16 protein-coding genes, 1 tRNA gene and 1 other RNA gene are annotated in these 18353 nt (G+C 35.2%); 15 read left to right on the top strand and 3 right to left on the bottom strand.

From position 1 onward, the window contains the following. Positions 1–125 precede the first annotated feature (125 nt). The 9 genes from RYK16_RS04950 to rpiB all read left to right on the top strand — a co-directional run bounded on the left by RYK16_RS04950 (position 126) and on the right by rpiB (position 7914). Positions 126–1277 (top strand): hypothetical protein, encoded by a 1152-nt coding sequence (locus RYK16_RS04950; protein WP_314851186.1) that lies wholly within the window; start codon positions 126–128, stop codon positions 1275–1277. A 65-nt stretch (positions 1278–1342) separates the two neighbouring features. Then, entirely contained in the window at positions 1343–1567 is a 225-nt protein-coding gene (gene secG, locus RYK16_RS04955) for a preprotein translocase subunit SecG (protein WP_006525712.1), read from the top strand. A gap of 115 nt (positions 1568–1682) precedes the next feature. Continuing rightward, complete coding sequence (gene rnr, locus RYK16_RS04960) at positions 1683–4061, top strand: ribonuclease R (RefSeq protein WP_314851188.1); 2379 nt, start codon at positions 1683–1685, stop codon at positions 4059–4061. Further along, a complete protein-coding gene (gene smpB, locus RYK16_RS04965) occupies positions 4042–4503 on the top strand; it encodes an SsrA-binding protein SmpB (protein ID WP_294205592.1) in 462 nt (153 codons plus the stop codon). The genes rnr and smpB overlap by 20 nt, the downstream gene beginning before the upstream one ends. A 119-nt stretch (positions 4504–4622) precedes the next feature. Next, positions 4623–4978: a transfer-messenger RNA gene (gene ssrA, locus RYK16_RS04970) on the top strand. 191 nt (positions 4979–5169) lie between these two features. Next, positions 5170–5892, top strand: a complete 723-nt coding sequence (locus RYK16_RS04975; RefSeq protein ID WP_314851190.1) for an L-2-amino-thiazoline-4-carboxylic acid hydrolase — start codon at positions 5170–5172, stop codon at positions 5890–5892. A 103-nt stretch (positions 5893–5995) separates the two neighbouring features. Then, a complete protein-coding gene (locus RYK16_RS04980) occupies positions 5996–6640 on the top strand; it encodes a DUF308 domain-containing protein (protein WP_314851191.1) in 645 nt (214 codons plus the stop codon). A 57-nt stretch (positions 6641–6697) separates the two neighbouring features. Next, positions 6698–7471 (top strand): prolipoprotein diacylglyceryl transferase, encoded by a 774-nt coding sequence (locus RYK16_RS04985; RefSeq protein ID WP_314851192.1) that lies wholly within the window; start codon positions 6698–6700, stop codon positions 7469–7471. Then, positions 7468–7914 (top strand): ribose 5-phosphate isomerase B, encoded by a 447-nt coding sequence (gene rpiB, locus RYK16_RS04990; RefSeq protein ID WP_294022519.1) that lies wholly within the window; start codon positions 7468–7470, stop codon positions 7912–7914. The genes RYK16_RS04985 and rpiB overlap by 4 nt, the downstream gene beginning before the upstream one ends. 57 nt (positions 7915–7971) lie before the next feature. Here the strand turns inward: rpiB and ftsH are convergent, their stop codons facing one another. Beyond that, positions 7972–9828, bottom strand: coding sequence for an ATP-dependent zinc metalloprotease FtsH (gene ftsH / locus RYK16_RS04995; RefSeq protein ID WP_314851193.1), 1857 nt, complete (start codon positions 9826–9828; stop codon positions 7972–7974). 231 nt (positions 9829–10059) lie between these two features. Between ftsH and RYK16_RS05000 the strand changes: the two genes are divergently transcribed. The 5 genes from RYK16_RS05000 (at position 10060) to RYK16_RS05020 (ending at position 13553) form a co-directional block, all read left to right on the top strand. After that, complete coding sequence (locus tag RYK16_RS05000; protein WP_314851194.1) at positions 10060–10500, top strand: hypothetical protein; 441 nt, start codon at positions 10060–10062, stop codon at positions 10498–10500. Between the two features lie 309 nt (positions 10501–10809). Next, positions 10810–11379, top strand: a complete 570-nt coding sequence (locus tag RYK16_RS05005; RefSeq protein WP_314851196.1) for a histidine phosphatase family protein — start codon at positions 10810–10812, stop codon at positions 11377–11379. Positions 11380–11545: 166 nt separating this feature from the next. Next, entirely contained in the window at positions 11546–12289 is a 744-nt protein-coding gene (locus RYK16_RS05010) for a GNAT family N-acetyltransferase (protein ID WP_314851197.1), read from the top strand. A gap of 224 nt (positions 12290–12513) precedes the next feature. Then, positions 12514–13200 carry an MBL fold metallo-hydrolase gene (locus RYK16_RS05015; RefSeq protein ID WP_314851198.1) on the top strand — a complete coding sequence of 229 codons (687 nt, stop codon included), beginning with the start codon at positions 12514–12516 and terminating at the stop codon, positions 13198–13200. Further along, on the top strand, positions 13197–13553 hold the full coding sequence (locus RYK16_RS05020) for a VOC family protein (protein WP_314851199.1): 357 nt from the start codon (positions 13197–13199) through the stop codon (positions 13551–13553). Before RYK16_RS05015 ends, RYK16_RS05020 begins: the two co-directional genes overlap by 4 nt. 161 nt (positions 13554–13714) lie before the next feature. Here the strand turns inward: RYK16_RS05020 and RYK16_RS05025 are convergent, their stop codons facing one another. Continuing rightward, the gene (locus tag RYK16_RS05025) at positions 13715–16108 is read right to left on the bottom strand and encodes a hypothetical protein (protein WP_314851200.1); all 2394 of its coding nucleotides are present in this window, start codon (positions 16106–16108) and stop codon (positions 13715–13717) included. A 374-nt stretch (positions 16109–16482) separates the two neighbouring features. Then, a tRNA-Arg gene (locus RYK16_RS05030) sits at positions 16483–16559 on the bottom strand. 481 nt (positions 16560–17040) lie between these two features. On the opposite strand from RYK16_RS05030, the gene RYK16_RS05035 reads away from it, so the two are divergent. Further along, positions 17041–18342, top strand: coding sequence for a carboxylesterase family protein (locus RYK16_RS05035; protein ID WP_314851201.1), 1302 nt, complete (start codon positions 17041–17043; stop codon positions 18340–18342). Positions 18343–18353 lie beyond the last annotated feature (11 nt).

Below are 18353 nucleotides of genomic sequence, written 5' to 3' on the forward strand. Positions count from 1 at the left end.
TCTAAATAATTTATAATGTATTAATTTTCTTACAATCAACAATGATGTATAATAAAACCACTGTAAAGATAAGGTGAATCATTCCTGGCTTTATAGTGGTTTTATAAATATAAAAGGGAGATAATATGGAAAACTTCATTCGTAATTTAACAAAAGAGAAAACTCTGATTAATAAAGTATTCCTTGCATTATTATGCAGCCAGTTGGCAATCATTATAGCTTCATTCTTTAAGATTGCAGTATTGCCAAGCTTCGGAAAATTAAATCTATACGCAATGGCTAGTATGGCAACACTATTTTTGATTTCATCAGTCATTGAAATAGTGTTTACATTAAAGAAAAATGAAAAAGTATTCATTACACTTAGAATTGTTAACTTGTTATGGCTATTTAGTTTAATTGGAAATCTCGTAAAGCAAATTGAAAATTTACAAAAGACAGAAGCTCTTGTAGATTTTGGTACTGGTGTGGTAGAGAATCTTTATTCATGGTTATCATTTGGAATTGTTAATTTCTCAATCCCTAGATCTGGATATTCTTATTTATTAGGCACAGTCAATGTTATTCGAATTCTAGCGGATATTAGTTTGGTTATCTTACTAATATTTGTATATTTAAGATTTTTCAAAAAGGATGAATTTGATACGACACCATGTTTTGAAGGTAGTTTAATTGCAAAGTTACAGGCTGCATATAAAGCAGATAAGGTTGTAACAGGAGCGAGTATTGCATTAATTATTTCACCATTCTTGAGATTTATGAGTAATGGTCGTATTGAAGTACCTGCATTCGGTACAAGACCATTCGTTGCATCAGCGATCATAGCTCTTGGTGTATTTGTGATTCGTGGTGTACTTGTAAAAGATGAACAGAAATTAGAGAAATCTATCCTTATAGCGCTAATTTCATTTATCATTTGGAATCCAATCTTTGCGTTTCGTCAGGGTGTTGGTATAGGATATCTATTATATTTAGTTGCGATTATTACACTTGGTGTTGTCTATATTAAACGCCGTGATGCAAAGAAAGTAGTAGAACCACAGCCTGTAAAGCAAGAAGAAACTACAAAACCTGAAGAGTCTATAAAGGAAGCAGAAACTGTTACAGTGGAAGAGCAGTCTGTTAAAGACGAGCACTCAGTTGATAAAGAAGAATTACAGCCTGAAGTAACTATCCAGGAAGAGAAAACTGTAGTAGAAGAACAGCCTGCTAAGGATGAGGGTGTTGTAAATGAAGAAACTTCTAAATCAGAAGAAGAGGATCCTGAGAAGAAGTAAAGTGGTATTGGACATCAATATAAAGCGATGTTATAATACTGTGGCAAGCGAAAGGAGCTTTTTAGATGCTTAACGCTATATTAATGGTTGTATCGGCTTTGCTGATTATTTTATCACTATTACAGGGTGGAAAATCTGACGGTATTTCTAGTGCATTTACTGGAAATGGCGGTTTAAATCTATTTGCCAACACAAAGGAAAGAGGATCTGAGAAGGTCATTTCTAATCTAACGTTGGTACTTGGAATTGCATTTTTTGCTTTAGTTATCGCGATAAGAGTGATTAAGTAACCGGTGAAAGCCGGTTTTTTCTTACGAAGAGACATTGGTTGTTATCAGATATTGCTTATTTACAGAAGATTAAGAACAGATACAGCTTCAATAAGCTGTAACAGAAAGAAGAATTATGGAAAATTTAAAAGAGAAGCTATTAGAATATATTGAAAATCATCCAAAGAAGAATCGTAGAGTGGACGATATTTTAAGTGCGCTTGGAATGACTTCTTCATCAGATTTCGTAAAAGTAAGCCAAGCATTATCTGAATTAGAACGTGAATTACTATTATTTAGAGCAGATGATAACCAATATTTAACACAAAAACAGGCTGGTGTAGTGACGGGTAGAATTTCTATCAACCGTTCAGGACTAGGTTTTGTAGACCGTGAGGATAGGGAATCAATTAAGATTGATCCTACAGATCAAAATACTGCATTGGATGGAGATACTGTTCTTGTCCGCTGCAAACCTTGGGAAACGTATGGTGAAGTTTTAAGAGTTATTTCGCGTGCAAAGGATTTCATGATTGGTACCTTCTTACCACGAGGAAAGAGACTAAAGTTTATTCCTGATGATGAAAAGTTACAGGATAAATTAATTACAGTGAAATATGATCAAGATTTTCTGCCTGTCGAGGGGATGAAGGTTCTTTGTCGTATACAGAAGTATGGTACTGCCATTGTTGTATACGTTGAACGTGTTATTGGATATAAGGATGATCCAGGAGTAGATATTCTTGCGATTCTTTTGGATCACGATATTGATCCACAATTCCCTGAAGCTGTTATGGAAGAAGTTAAAACAATTCCCCAGGAAATTCAAGATAGTGATAAGAAAGACCGCGTTGATTTAACAAATGAAACAATCGTTACAATTGATGGTGATGATTCGAAAGACTTTGACGATGCTGTGGGTGTAACTCCTGTTGAAAACGGTTGGGTATTAAAGGTATCTATTGCGGATGTATCACATTATGTAACAGAGAATAGTGCTTTAGACAAAGAAGCTCTTGCGCGTGGTTGTTCAACATACGTAACTGATAGAGTTGTGCCAATGTTGCCGCACGAATTGAGTAATGGTATTTGTTCCCTAAATCCATATGTAGAAAGATTGACAATCACATGCCAAATGAATGTTGATTTTAATGGTAAGATTTCTGAATACTCTATCTATCCAAGTGTTATCCGTTCTACAGAGCGTATGACATATGCAAATGTAAACAAAATTCTTGATGGTGATAAAAAACTTCAGGAGGAATATAAGCATTTAGGAGATCTATTCTTCGATTTAAGAGATTGTGCTGACGCAATTCGTGCGAATCGTACAGCGAAGGGTGCTATTGACTTTGATGGCACAGAGACAGTTGTGGAAGTTGATGAGAGTGGTCATCCAATTGATGTACATGCACGCATGAGTGGTCATGCGGAAAGAATCATTGAAGACTGTATGATTGCGGCTAATGTGTCCGTGGCCAACTATATGAAGTGGTTAGATGTACCATCTATCTATCGTATACATGAGTCTCCAACCGCAAAGAAGATGAAAGAATTTGTTCGTATCTCTGAAGGAATGGGACATAAACTAGTATTAGGTAAAACAGCAATTTATCCAAATGAATTACAGAGATACTTAGCATCAGTACACGATATTCCTGAATATCCAGTATTAAGTATGATGCTACTAAGATGCATGCAGAAGGCAAGATATGACGCTTCTTGTATTGGACATTTTGGTCTAGCAGAAGATGAGTATCTACACTTTACATCTCCAATTCGTCGTTATCCAGACTTGATTGTGCATCGTATGTTACGTAAGTATTGTTTCCAAGCAAATGACAACTTAGAGCAGCGTGCAATTGATTTAGAAAAATGCAAAGAACAAGCTGAACATGCAAGCATTCGTGAAAGAAACAGTCAAGATGCAGAATATGCATGTGAAGATATGAAGATTGCTGAATACATGCATGAAAGAATTGGTAAGACATACCCTGGTATTATTTCAAGTATTACAAGTTTTGGAATGTATGTAAAACTAGAGAATACTGTGGAAGGCATGATTCGTGTTGCAGACTTGGATGATGACTATTATGAGTTTAATAAAGATCGCTTTGAACTTGTGGGTCAAAGACGTAAGAAGACATATCGTATTGGTATGCCTATAAAGGTAACAGTTGTTGATGCGAATAAAGATGCAGGTACTGTTGATTTTGCAATTGCAAAAAAACCTTCTAAATTTACTTCGGGACGTAATCGTTTTTCAAACGACCATCGTTCAACATCATCACGTAAGCCAAGAGATGATAAGAAGTTCGGTGATAAGAAATTCGGTAATAAGAAGTTTGTTGATAAAAAATTTGGAGATAAGAAGGATAATAAATCATTCTCATCTTCTAAACGTGGTAAATTTGATGGTTCAAAACCAGGACATGCAAAACAAGGCGATAAGAAGCCTTTCTTGAAAGGAAAATCAACCGGAAGGAAGATGACGCATGGCAGAAAAGACGCATGAAAAAACAGTAGCCCTAAATAGACGTGCCTCACACGACTACTTCCTTGAGGAGAAGTTCGAGTGTGGTATTGTGTTGACAGGTACAGAAATAAAATCAGTTAGACAGGGAAAGATTCAATTCCAAGATTCCTATATCTCAATTTATCGTGGTGAAGCTTGGATTAAGGGAATGCATATCTCTCCTTACAAGTATGGAAATATCTTTAACGTTGATGAAACACGTGATCGAAAGCTACTATTACATAAGTTAGAGATCTTCCGTTTACATCAAAAAGTAAAGTTAAAAGGTTATACGCTAATTCCTGTACGCATGTACTTGAAGGATGGAAGAGCTAAACTCGAAATTGCATTAGCAAAGGGTAAAGATCTGTATGACAAACGTGAAACAGAGAAATTACGTGATGCAAAACGTGCAATGGAGAAAGCGTTAAAATTACATTAATTAAAAATAAAATCCCTTTTTTGGGATTTTGTTTTTAAACCTATAGTTTCATTTTTAGCAAGGTACTTGCAATGAAACTTGTAGCGTGATATATTCCAATTGCGTTACAAATAACGAATGGGGCTGTCATGGTTTCGACAGGTTTATGTTTGATTTGTGCGGCAGTGGAGTGGTGACCTAATCACTAAATAAATTTAAACGCAAATAGAACAAATAGTTTCGCTTTTGCTGCCTAAGAACGCTTGATGCGTTGCAGCAACCCAATCAATGCTTTAGCCATTCTGTATTGATTGCGTAAATAAATGGATACGGTGAACCCAATGCCTGTAGGGGGAACCCGACAATTTACAGGTAAATTCAATAACTTGTTCGCTCACTGTCGTGGTTATTGTCTTACTTTACAGTGAGATAAACTGTAGATGCGCAAATGTGGGACTATTCTTGGACAGGAGTTCGACTCTCCTCAGCTCCACTAAAAGATAAAAACGACCTTAGAGTCGTTTTTATTATGACTATGTGGAAAAAATTTGAATATTGTGAATCACATTGTTAGTTATAGTGAACTGTGCTAATCTAAAACTGAAGTTAGATTAAATTTTGAGCTAATAATGAAGTTGTTATGTGTGTTTTTGACTGTAAGTATAACCGAAAGGAATAGTGATAAGAATGCTAAGTCAGAAAGAAAAGGCAACAATTACAAGAAAATACCAAAAGAGAATGAAACGTGCATGTCAAAATTTACTTGCAAAAAGATATGGTATAGATAAGGTAGAACCTTATTGGCAAAAGGTAGAAGAACGATATAATCAAATCTTGGATGAAGCACCAGATATTGGCGGTGAAGCAAATTCAATGAGTCACAATCTCTATGAAGTAGCGTGGATAATTGCTCTATATGATGTGGTAGGAAGAAACCTAACAACGGAAGAAATCAATACTGTAATTCATGATGTTATGGAAGATGGTTTGAATACACTTCGAAAAATTCCAGGTAAGTTTTTGATAGAAAGAAAATTTGTGCGGAATCTTATCATTAAATCGTTAGATAAATATCAGAAAAAACTAGAACCACATCTTCATAATGATTGGAACAATACTTGGGGAATGGAAGTACAACATGATATCGATGATGGTATTCACTTTGTACTAAGAGGATGTCCGATTAAAGACTATTGTGAGGAACATGAAATGATGGAGATCTTGCCACATTTTTGTAATATGGATCATCAGATGATACAGGCATTACAACTATATCTAATACGATCAAAAACATGTTCAAACGGTGATGATATTTGTGAGTATACAATCGTCACAAATGAAAATCCTTTGGTAGAAAATAATCCTATTTTTGTTAAGGACGATGGATTGATTCTGACAAAGAAAATATAAGTTCAAATACTGAAAAATATAAAGAATTTTTTAGTAAGATGTGTTTCCTATTATTTCTTTTGTGATTTTGGTGATACTATAGTTCTATGGAAAAGGGGTTACTATGTTAAAACAAATTAAATGGAGATCTATATTAGTTGGAATTGGATATATTCTTGCAGGTTTATTACTAATCGTTTATCCAGAAAGTAGTAGAGATCTGATTGCTTATGTATTAGGTATTGCATTAGTTGTATATGGTATTGTTTCTCTTACAACATACTTTGTTATCAATGTAAAAGAGAGTTTGCGTCGTAATGAATTCTCAATCGGAATCATGGCAATATTTGCTGGTCTTATTATTATCTTTAAACAACAAATCTTGCTAGATATCATTCCAATCCTACTTGGACTTGTTATCGTTGCGGATGGTTTTGATAAGTTACAGAATGCAGTCGTTGCGAAACGAATAGGTTCATCCCAATACGCAACGTACATTGTATTAGCAGCTGTTTCTATCGTACTTGGTTTTGTTGTTATGTTTGTTTTGACTGGAGCAGAACTACAAAAAATCTTGTTTGTTGTAATTGGAGTAAGTTTAGTTTACTGTGGAGTTTCTGATATCTTCGTAGTCTTATTTATCGCAGATAAATTCCATAAGTTCTTAAAGAGCTTTGAAGTAAATGGAAAGATTATTGATGCAGAAGTTGAAGAAGAAAGAATAGTAGAAACTGAAAAAGAGAATAGTGAAGAAGGGAAGTCGGAATAGCCTGACTTCTCATTTTCAATACAATCACTTAAAATAGATACATGGAGGAAGTTTTTAATGTTTAATGATTGGTTTAAAATTGGTCCTGTAACTGTACATGGATATGGATTCATGATTGCAGTTGGTATTTTGTTCGCATTCTGGTTATCAGAACGTCTAGCAAAAAAGCAAGGACTAGAATATGAAAAGATTGATGGAATGATTTTCTTTATCATCATCTTTGGATTTATTGGAGCGAAGTTACTCTATATTGCGACGGTATGGGATACATTTGTTAAGAATCCTGTCGTAATTTTGAGTAATGAAGGATTTGTAGTTTATGGTGGTATCATCGCTGGTATTATTGCGGCGTGGATCTACTGTAAGTGGAAGAAGTGGGACTTCATGAAGTATGCAAATGTATTAATGCCTGCAGTTTCACTTGGACAAGGCTTTGGACGTATCGGTTGTTTCTTTGCAGGATGCTGTTATGGTATTCAAACAACAGCTTGGTATGGTGTAGAATTCCCAGCAGAGTCTCTTGGACCTGGTGCTGGTATCAAGGTTGTTCCTACAGAGTTAATTTCTTCTGCTGGCAACTTCTTAATCTTCGCATTCTTATTGAGAAACTTATTGAAGGGCAAGCATCCTGAAGATACAGCAGCATGGTACTTAGTTCTTTATGGATTAGGTAGATTCTTAGTTGAGTTCTTACGTGGTGATTTAATCCGTGGACAGATTTGGATTTTCTCTACATCACAGTTTATTTCTATCTTTGTATTCTTAGCAGGAGCATTCTTGTTATGGAATAGACAGAATCATTCAGATTTGAAAAAAGAGGTAGCCGCATGAGAATCGGTATTGCAAATGATCACGCATCCGTAGAGATGAAGAAGGAACTTGTTGCATATCTTGAATCACAAGGTCATGAGGTTATTAACTATGGTACAGATTTATCTGAAAGCACAGATTATCCTATCTGGGGTGAAAAGGTATCAATGGCTGTTGTAAATGGTGAGGTAGAACGTGGTATCGCCATCTGTGGAACTGGTGTTGGAATCGGTATTGCATGTAATAAAGTTAAAGGTATTCGTGCATGTATCTGCTCTGAACCATATAGTGCTAGATATTCAAGATTACATAATAACGCAAATATCATTGCGTTTGGTTCAAGAGTCATTGGAATCGAAACAGCGAAGATGCTTGTAGATGAATTCATGAATACTGAATTTGAAGGTGGCCGCCATGAACGTAGAGTAAACATGGTGATGGACATTGAAGCGAGAAACTTTTAACCGGTGAATACCGGTTTTTTCTTTTGGCAAAAAGAAAAACCTTCACGAATGTGAAGGCTATTGTACTACTGGTAATTCAAAGTCTTCTTTCTTTTCAAGAATCGCCATGAATTCTTCGCCAGTAATTGTTTCTTTTTGATATAAGAACTGTGCAATTCGATCAAGATCTGCTTTGTGTTCCGTTAATAGTTGTTTTGCTTTTTCGTGTTGTTGTTTCACGAGTGCTACAACCTTTTGGTCAATTGTTGAAGCTGTACCATCTGAACATGCTAGTGAAGCATCGCCACCAAGGTATTTGTTATTTACAGTTTCCATTGCGACCATATCGAATTCATCACTCATACCATAACGTGTAATCATAGCACGAGCAATCTTTGTTGCTTGTTCGATATCATTGGATGCACCTGTAGTAACTTGTCCAAATTCAACTTCTTCTGCTGCACGACCACCTGTAAGTGTCGCAATACGGTTTTCTAATTCAGACTTTGTGTAAAGAGGATGATTACCTTCTTCTACTTGCATTGTATAACCTAGAGCACCACTTGTACGTGGGATGATTGTAATCTTCTGTACTGGTGCACTATGTGTTTGTAATGCCGCAACTAATGCATGTCCTACTTCGTGATATGCAACAACTAGTTTTTCTTTATCCGTTAGAATTGCATTCTTCTTTTGATATCCTGCAATAACAACTTCAATACTTTCTTCTAAGTCTTTCTGACTTACTGCATTTCTCTTTTCGCGTACAGCGCGTAGAGCTGCCTCATTGATAATATTCGCAAGTTCTGCACCAGAAGCACCAGAAGCCATGCGTGCAACTACGTTATAATCAATACCTGGCTCGGTTTTAACTTTCTTTGCGTGTACTTTTAAGATATCTTCACGACCTTGAAGGTCAGGTAACTCAACTGGAACACGGCGGTCAAATCTTCCTGGACGTAGTAGAGCAGGGTCTAGATTTTCAGGACGGTTTGTAGCTGCTAGTACGACAATACCGTTATTACCTTCAAATCCATCCATTTCTGTGAGTAACTGGTTTAATGTTTGTTCGCGTTCATCATTACCACCAAAGTTACCTGCATTACGTTTGCCACCAATCGCATCGATTTCATCGATGAATACAATACATGGTGCTTTTTCTTTTGCATCTTTGAATAAGCTACGAACTTTGGAGGCACCCATACCTACGAACATCTCTACAAACTCTGAACCCGAGATAGAGAAGAATGGTACGTTTGATTCACCAGCAACTGCCTTTGCAAGCATGGTCTTACCTGTTCCTGGAGGACCAACTAAGAGAATGCCTTTTGGCATTGTCGCACCAATGGATTTAAACTGATTTGGATCATGTAGGTAGTTTACAATCTCCTGAAGATTTTCTTTTGCTTCATCTTCACCAGCAACATCATGGAAACGAATCGTTGTTTTATCTTTATCGTATACACGAGCATTTGACTTACCTAGGTTGAACATACCACCTAGACCGCCACCTCCAAGTGGCGAATCCTTTCCGCCTTGCATTGTACGGTTAACATAACGCATTAACATTACCGCAATGATGATTGGAAGAATCCAACCAAAGAAGATGTTCATAAATAGCGAACCCTGTTGTACACGTGTACCAGAAAATTTCACATCATGAGTTTCGAGACGATCAACTAAATCAGGGTCATTTACTTTTACAGTAGAGTATACTGTATCACCATCTTTGAGCTTATATACAATCTGAGAAGACTCAATTGTCACCTCATCAATTTTGTCATCGGTGGTTTGTTGAATAAATGTACTATAAGGAACTTCTTCAATTTGTGCCTGCTGAAGTACAGGTCGTAAAACCAAGTTGAGTAATACTAATACAATTGCGACAAATGCATAGTAGTACACAAGAGGTTTTCTCTTCTTGTTATCATTCATATATAAAACTCCTTTCGGATAAAAAGATTTTAGCACATTCATTTAGAGAGTGCTAATAAAATACTATGTGATTTGATGTGAAATGAATTTATTATTGGTTTTAAAGACAGAATCAAAATAATAAGTGTAGTATCAGTGCATATCATTATGATGATTTTATAATCGTGCATTGAAAAAATGGGGTATTTTTAATAAGATTTAGAATATACATAGTTAGTTAAAGGGGACATTATGGGGATAATTAAAGATGCTTTTAAGGGTGCTATGAAAGAAGTGATTGTAGGGACAACTGTTAGTACGGGACTAACCGTTCTTGGAGGTGCTTTTAGCATAATTGAAAAAAATACTACTAAATCAGAACTGGGTAAGATTGCAAAAGAAAATAAATATTGTTTATTTGTAGATTGTGATAAAGAAATAGGTGATGGCATATATAGAGTTTATACGAAAAAGAACGAAGAGCTATATAGTACTTTATTAACTACAAATAAAGATGGGTATACTTTGGCTTTTTACGAAGTATCAAAGGGAAAGATTGGTAGTATTCAGAAAAAGGTAATTGAAGATAAAACACTCTTCAGTAAGAAAGAATATGTAAAATATTCATTTAATCTAGGTCATTCTTTTGGGGATATCATCATTGCAACAGAAGGGAATAGAAGGGTTTATTAGACAAATTTTAATTCTTGGGTAGCAATGGGCGATTTCAATTTGGGGAAATATAGGGTGATCGATACAGCCTCCGGGAAAACGATTGGTTCTATAACAAATACTACATATAAAAACAAGAGATATGGTGTGGTTTGTGAAGATGATGATAACAAATCAGTGCTTGTATTCCTAACTATTTTTATTGATTATTTAAACAAGTATCATTAACAATCTGAATCTCGAGCAAATGATGTATGTGAATGCTTCTGAAGTATTAGTAAGCTAAGTACAGACAAATCATGATTATTAAAAATAAAAGTGTAGGATAAAATGAAAACAATATATTTAATGAGACACTCAATTCCTGAAAAGATTAATCTAGAAACATCATTAATCCCTCTTTCGACTGAAGGTTTGAAACTTGCAGAATCTAAGCGTGCATTGTTTTTAAATATAGATTATTGCTATACATCTCCATATACTAGAGCAGTAGAAACTGCAAAGCAAATAAGTAATAAAATTGAGATTTTATATGATTTGCATGAGCGAATTATTGGGGAAGCTTATGAGGATTTTTGGCTAAAACAATATTTAGATTATGATTATGCTAATAAGAATGGAGAATCTTTAAACCAAGCAAAAGAACGGATGAAAATTGTTATTAATAAAATTTTGAAAAGCATAAATGAAGGTGAGCAGGTATTGGTTGTTTCTCATGCTACGGCTATCTGTGCATATTTATTGAATTGCTGTCAAATTATAATAACCAATGCTTTGGAGAAAAGTAGAAGAATCACCTTTAATAATGATATTATTTTGAATGGAAAAATTGAACCGACCAGTTTTTTTGAAATTAAATATCATGAAAACAATATTTATTCTATTATTTTTCACAAATAGATGTTTTGAACTTAAAAGGTTGTAATAAAAAATAGAAATAGTATTGTTGCTATTTAATATTGGTTACTGTTTTCTCTTTAGAGCATATTTTGCAATGTATAATATTTTATAAAGATGCTATATTAGATAGTTATTTTTAAAACTCATATTAATAGATAGGGATTATATGAAAATAGATGCTAGAGAAATTAAAAAAATAACATATGATTATTATTCTTACTTTTGTGGAGTAGATATAAGTAATTTTGAACATGGTATACAGTTTGTTTGTGCCGATGAAAGAAGTCTTATATTAAAAGGATTTGGATGTAAATACTCGATATATATCTTGTGTAAAGGAGATGCTTGTATCATAGCTTATTCACCTAAATACCAGTCTTATTTTGATGAACTTACGAAACTAACAGATGCTAAGGAATTGATTACTACAATCAACCAGACTTATCCTTTAAAAGCATACCAATTAATGGAGTTTGTAAAAGAACGTGTTTTTGATTATAAAGATGCAAGAATACTAAAAAGAGATGATTATCCACTGTTTGAGACTTTTTTCAAAAAAGCATATCCATCAGTTACTGAAATAGGTTGGCTTAAAGCCTATTTTGAAGGAAAAGTTGATAAAGGCTTTTTCTTTGGATATATCATTGATGATGAACTTGTAGCGTTATGTGATGCACCAGATATGCCATATATGGAGGGGGATATTCAGCATACAGGAATAGTAACTTTACCGGAGTATAGAAGAAAAGGCTATGCAAAATTATGTGCAGCATTAGCAACACATCACCATATTCAATCAGGTATTGTTCCTCAATGGGAATGTGCTTTAGATAACATTGCATCGATTCAAGTAGCAAAATCAATCGGTTATAAAGAGTTTGCTCAAGCATTTATCTTTGAGGAATCGTAAATCGAAAAAATATATAAATGAAGGAGAAGGGAAACGAAGGTTATCAAACTAGTATACTGCTGCTAAACATGCAAGAATGGTGATATTACGTATATGTGGTTAAATATTTAAAAATTATGGTTATTAAGTTCAGAAAGTAGGATAAAAAATTTAATATACAAATTAATTTATTGATTTTAGGTAATATAGGAAAGTTAGTGGGTTAATTCCAAGGGGGTGATACCATGAAAATAACATATCTAGTTCATAGTGGTATATTGGTTGAACTCAAAGATTACTATTGTATCTTTGATTATTACAAGGGAGAGCTACCACCTCTCGATAAGGAGAAGGACGTAATGGTCTTTTGTAGTCACTCTCACAATGATCACTATAATCCGTTGATATTTGACCTTCTCAATCAGATGGAGATGCGTTATCAAGCCATATTAGCAAACGACATCAGTGATGAAAATAGATTATCGAAGATTAAGCATCGCTTTGTTAAACCTGATGAATGCTATCAGTTTGATGGTGGAATTCAAGTTGAGACTCTATTTTCAAACGATAGTGGTGTCGCTTTCATTGTTATTACTGATGAAGGAATGATTTACCATGGTGGCGATTTAAACGATTGGTATTGGGAAGGTGAACCGGAAGAGGAAAACCTAGAACTTCGCACTATATATCACACGGAGATTGGAAAAATTAAGGGTAGACATTTTGATGTTGCTTTTGTTCCACTTGACCCAAGACTGGAAATGCACTACGCTGACGGGTTATTATATTTTTTAGAAAATGTGGACTGTGATGCCATCTATCCAATTCACTACTGGGGAGATCCTAGCGTGATTCAACGTTTTATCATGGAATACCCAGAGTATCAGTCACGCATTAGAAACACAGAGGTAGCGAGAGGAGAAGAGATATGAAGTTTAAAATGATTCATGAGAATTTAAATGTTTCAGATTTAGAAAGATCCATTCGTTTCTACAATGAAGCCCTCGACTTACACGAGGTGAGAAGAAAGACAAGTGATGATTTTATTATTGTTTACTTGAAGAGTGAGGTTGGTGAGTTTGAATTGGAACTCACTTGGCTCAAGGATCATCCACAGCCATATGATTTGGGTGAGTGTGAATTTCACCTTGCATTTAGGGTAGATGATTTTGATGCAGCTCATAAGAAGCATGAGGAAATGGGTTGTATTTGTTTTGAAAATGAGGAAATGGGTATTTACTTTATCGAAGACCCAGATGGATATTGGTTAGAAATCTTGCCATAAAGTAAAAGGACAGAAAAGCTTATAAGGCTTTTAATACGGATTACCTTTCCTCTAAACAACTTCTATATAAATATTTGTGTGATTTATCAGAACAATCGAAGCAGACATATTTTAATAGCAATGGCGGCAGGGAAAATCCTTGCCGCCATTATTTGTAATTGTTAATTAGTTGAGGATACTTTTAATCCTTCTTCAAAAGAAGTTTTGAATTTTAGCAAGCTCTTTCGTGCGATTTTCATAGCTTCGACAGACTCTTCTGTCTTTTTGATTTTGTCCTTTAATTCTTTTTTCTCTCTTCCGCTTGCTACATCTGCCTTTAGTCTTAACTCAACCAAACCTTTTTCAATATCTGTGATATTCTGAACATACTTTTCGTAAATGCTGTTTGAGTATTCAACATCGTGTTCATCATTAAGGAATATTTCCCTAATTGATACGAGTAACTTTGCGGACTGCATAATGGTGTTTTTCTTACCCATCAAACCTGCTGCACCAACAGCACCACCTACACCTGCACCGACGCCAAGTCCAAGAATAGCACCGCCGCCAACAATAGCTGCTGTACCTCCTACCATTCCTAATCCACCTATCGCAATCGCTCCGCCGCCAAGATAAGCCAAACAAGCGCTGGTTAGGGCTGCACCGCTGAGTCCTGCAAAATTTGATCCGACCAAAGCGACGGCGATTGCAGGTGCAAATACTCCTGCTGTTGCAGTAGCAACAATCGCAATGCCTGCAGTAACGGTTATCGATGTTAAGACGGTTTTTAGAACTTCATTTAACTCACGCAGTACTTTATCATAACATTTTCTAAGTCTGTTTATATAGCCTTTTGTATAATAATCACCGCTGAAAATCAAATCAAGATAGCTATCGCCAACACCTTTTTTATAACCACTAATGATATTTTGAAGTTCCTTATATTTTCGACTCGGTATATCATTACCTTTTTTATCTTTTTCAAGACTTAACGGATAGTATGGCTCAAAAAGCATAGCCTCAAGTAGCACTAAACGAAACCAAGTATTATTCGGCTCGTTTTCTTCCACTTTTTGTATTAGTTCTTTTTCATCGCTATACCAATGGAGTTCCACACCCTCAATTTGCAAAAAGCTCGCAAAACCTCTTGCTATATACTTTTTCCACTCATCAAGCCATTCCTGCTTTAATTGTTTTACACCGTCGTTGTTAATTGGTAGCTTAGTGTTTTTTATATCGTTCAGTGTTTTATAGTATTCAAGATTATATAAAATCTCTGTTTGCTCAACTGTTAAGCCAAGTTTATCTATATCCATATCATTACCTATTCTTTCATAAATTTTTTCATCTGATTGTGAAAATGAAAACCGTTTTATATCCTCATACATTTGCTTTACTTTTTTGACTTTTCTTGCCTTTAAGCACCAATTAACATCTTCGCCTATGGCAATAGCAAACCGTCCAACACCTATATAGTTAACAGAAACCCAATATTTTTGAGAAATTACAGCTTCACCTATATCGAGAGTGGTAAAAACTCCAGTTGAAATTGTAAGCATTCTCGCAATCGTCGGATTGTTCGATGGCTTTACTTTTGCCCAGTCAATATTCTTCATATCAGAGATTGAATGAACATTATTTGCATGCATTTCCATTGCAAGACGGCGAAGAAAATAAAAAGTCCTTACGATACATTCATTTGCAATAACAGGAATAGCTTGTCGTCCAAGTTCAATTCCAACACCAAGTTCTCCACGCAAATCGAACTTTAATACAGTGTCTTTGATAATTTCCCCAGATTTATCGTGCTTTGCAAGTAAAGTTCCGTTGAAGAGTTTTGATAAAAACATAGATAGAGAATTATCATCAACCTTTAGATTTTTAAAGACTGGAAGTACCGATAATTCTTTTGCTAAAGCCAGTATCGGACCGGGTATTCCTGTGCCTCCGCTTTTTCCAACAGAACTGCTTGATCCAGCCATATCACTAACAAGATGGAAAAACCAAACCAAAGTGCCGAATAATATTTTTGTAGGAACATCTTTACCGATAAAAGCCTTGCTCTTTTCAGGAACATTCACAACCATAAAACAACCGTTTACATCTGTGCCATATGATTTTGAAGTAAATTGAGTGAGTAGCGAAAACATCAATCCCACTATTGTTGGATGATGAGCAAAATCACGCAGATGATGTTGCAATCCGCCACCAAAATCAGGTGTATTGCCGTCACTCGGTATAGGAAATTTTTTTTCAAGGAATTTAACTGAAGACTGCAAATCATTATCTTTACAACCAAACATCTTGGCGGTCTTTTTAACGAATTCGTCAACTTTATCGTTCGCTATAGTTCGTCCTCGCTCTAAATTGAACTCTCCAACCCAAAGAATATCAAGCAAGCCGCAAAGTATTCCGCTACCAACAGATACTAAATAATCATATTTATCCGCTTGGCTGGATAACAAATCAACTTGACTATCTAAGTCGAAAATGATTTTATCAAAGTCATATTCATTCGCAATAGCCATTTCATTATTTGGCACAAGTTTAACTTGAAGTTCTTTTTTATCGTCCATAGCAATTATTTCCTCGTGAATTTCAATATCTATTGGTATCTACATAAAATTATACCATAGCTATTTGAACAAATGAGAGTGACAACTGAATACGAATGAAACTCGATTTTAGGAAGTGCCTGCGGTAACTGATAATTGCCGTACCAACCGTTACCGCATTGCCTGCTTGCGTGGTTAGTTAAGGAGCAGACGACACGGATTTGAATTTGAAAGCCGATATATAGTTTCATCAGAATGAGCGAGAGAAAACCTCCCGTTGTTTTGGTGTGTGCTTTCTGTCATTTTATAATGACATTATCTAATAAATCATGTTTGGAAACTTGAAAAGAATAAACTCTAAGCCTGATGAATAAAGGCTTAGAGTTCATATACTATGGCGTCCTCGATGCGATTTGAACGCACGACCTACTGCTTAGGAGGCAGTCGCTCTATCCAACTGAGCTACGAGGACGTAGGGAATCATGAATGATACATTTTGGAATGCATATTAAGACCACCATATTTAATATTATACTTTTTTTGATTTATTTGTTATATTTAACTATTTTCTATGATTTAAAAATACTTAAGCTAGATATGTTTTTGAAAACTTATTACAAAGATAATGAAACTATAATATTGATAAAAACAATATTAATATTAAAAATGTATGCTTAAATAAGCATTTCTAATAAAAAATATAGAAAAATTATATGAAAAATACACTTTCACAATACTTTCACTATTTCACCATATATCTAACACATGGTTTGGGTATATTATAAGTGTCTTAATTGACAGAGAAATTATAAATTTCTTTCCCTCCCAAAAAAATAAAAAAGAAATCGAGATCTGTGCCAGCGGATCTCTTTTTCATGTATTCTTCATTAGTTTGAAAATTAGAAATGATATAATGTTGAAAAATACGATTAGAATTCGAACTGGAGGTTTTTATGAAAACAGTTGAAATAAAAGTGGAACAGGGTATATTGCGTGGTGAAGAGACAGAATCTAAATTAATTTTTAAGGGTGTACCTTATGCGAAACCTCCTATTGGGAATTTACGTTTTAGTTCCCCACAGGCACCTGATCGTTGGTTAGGCGTTAGAGATGCTTTGGAATATAGTAAGATTTGCCCACAACCTAAGGCAGCGAATCCATTTTATCGGAAAGAGTTTTATAACTATGAGCAGTATCCTTATCCAGAAATGAGTGAAGATTGTCTGTATTTAAATATCTGGGCACCAAATCGTAAATCGGAACATGGATATCCAGTCGCAATCTGGCTCCATGGTGGTGCTTTTGACCATGGATATGGAAATGAAGTTCCGTTTGATGGAGAAGCTTTTGTACAGAATGATGTCATACTGGTGACAATCAATTATCGTGTTGGTGTATTTGGATTCTTTGCGCATCCACAACTAAAAGAGGAAGATCCTGCACATTGCGTTTCTAACTATGGAATCTTAGACCAGGTATTTGCGATTCGTTGGATTCGTAAGAATATCGAGGCCTTCGGAGGAAATCCTGATAACATTACACTATTTGGACAAAGCGCAGGTGCAATTAGTGTTCAGACATTAATTTCCAGTCCTACAACACGTGGTATGATTGCCAAGGCAATTATTCAAAGTGGTGCTGGGGTAGATAATCCTATCTTTAAACATAAGACTGTTGAAGAAGCGTATGAAACTGGTGAAGAAATTATGAAGCTTGTGGGTGCGAAGAATATTCAAGCATTACGTCAAATTCCTGCTCAGAAGTTAGTGGATATCTTACCAAAGCTTTCCAAGCATGATAATCGCTTGTTGTTTGGACCAGTGGTTGATGGCTTTGTGCTTGAAGATACTTTGGATGAACTAGCAAAACGTGGTGATGTACAGAATATCCCATATATTATAGGTGCTAATGGCAATGACTTTGGTTTAGGTGTAGATGAGCCGATGCGTAAGTCTAAGTACTATCAGAGTATGATTGATTTTGCGAATTTAAGAAATGAATATCACGGGAAACCGACATACTTATATTTATTTAATCGTAAATTGCCATCAGATGACGCTGGTGCATTCCACTCTGCTGAGTTATGGTATATGTTTGGAACGTTGAGTCGCTGTTGGAGAGAGATGGAAGTGCGCGATTATAAGATTAGCGATGAAATGGTTTCTGCTTGGACGAATTTTATGAAGTGTGCTGAACCAGGTAAAGGTTGGAAACCTTATACGGAAGAAAATAGTTTTATTCGTATGTTTCTATAAGAAAAAGAACA

The organism is uncultured Solobacterium sp., assembly GCF_963550625.1.
In the GTDB taxonomy this organism is placed as follows: domain Bacteria; phylum Bacillota_I; class Bacilli_A; order Erysipelotrichales; family Erysipelotrichaceae; genus Bulleidia.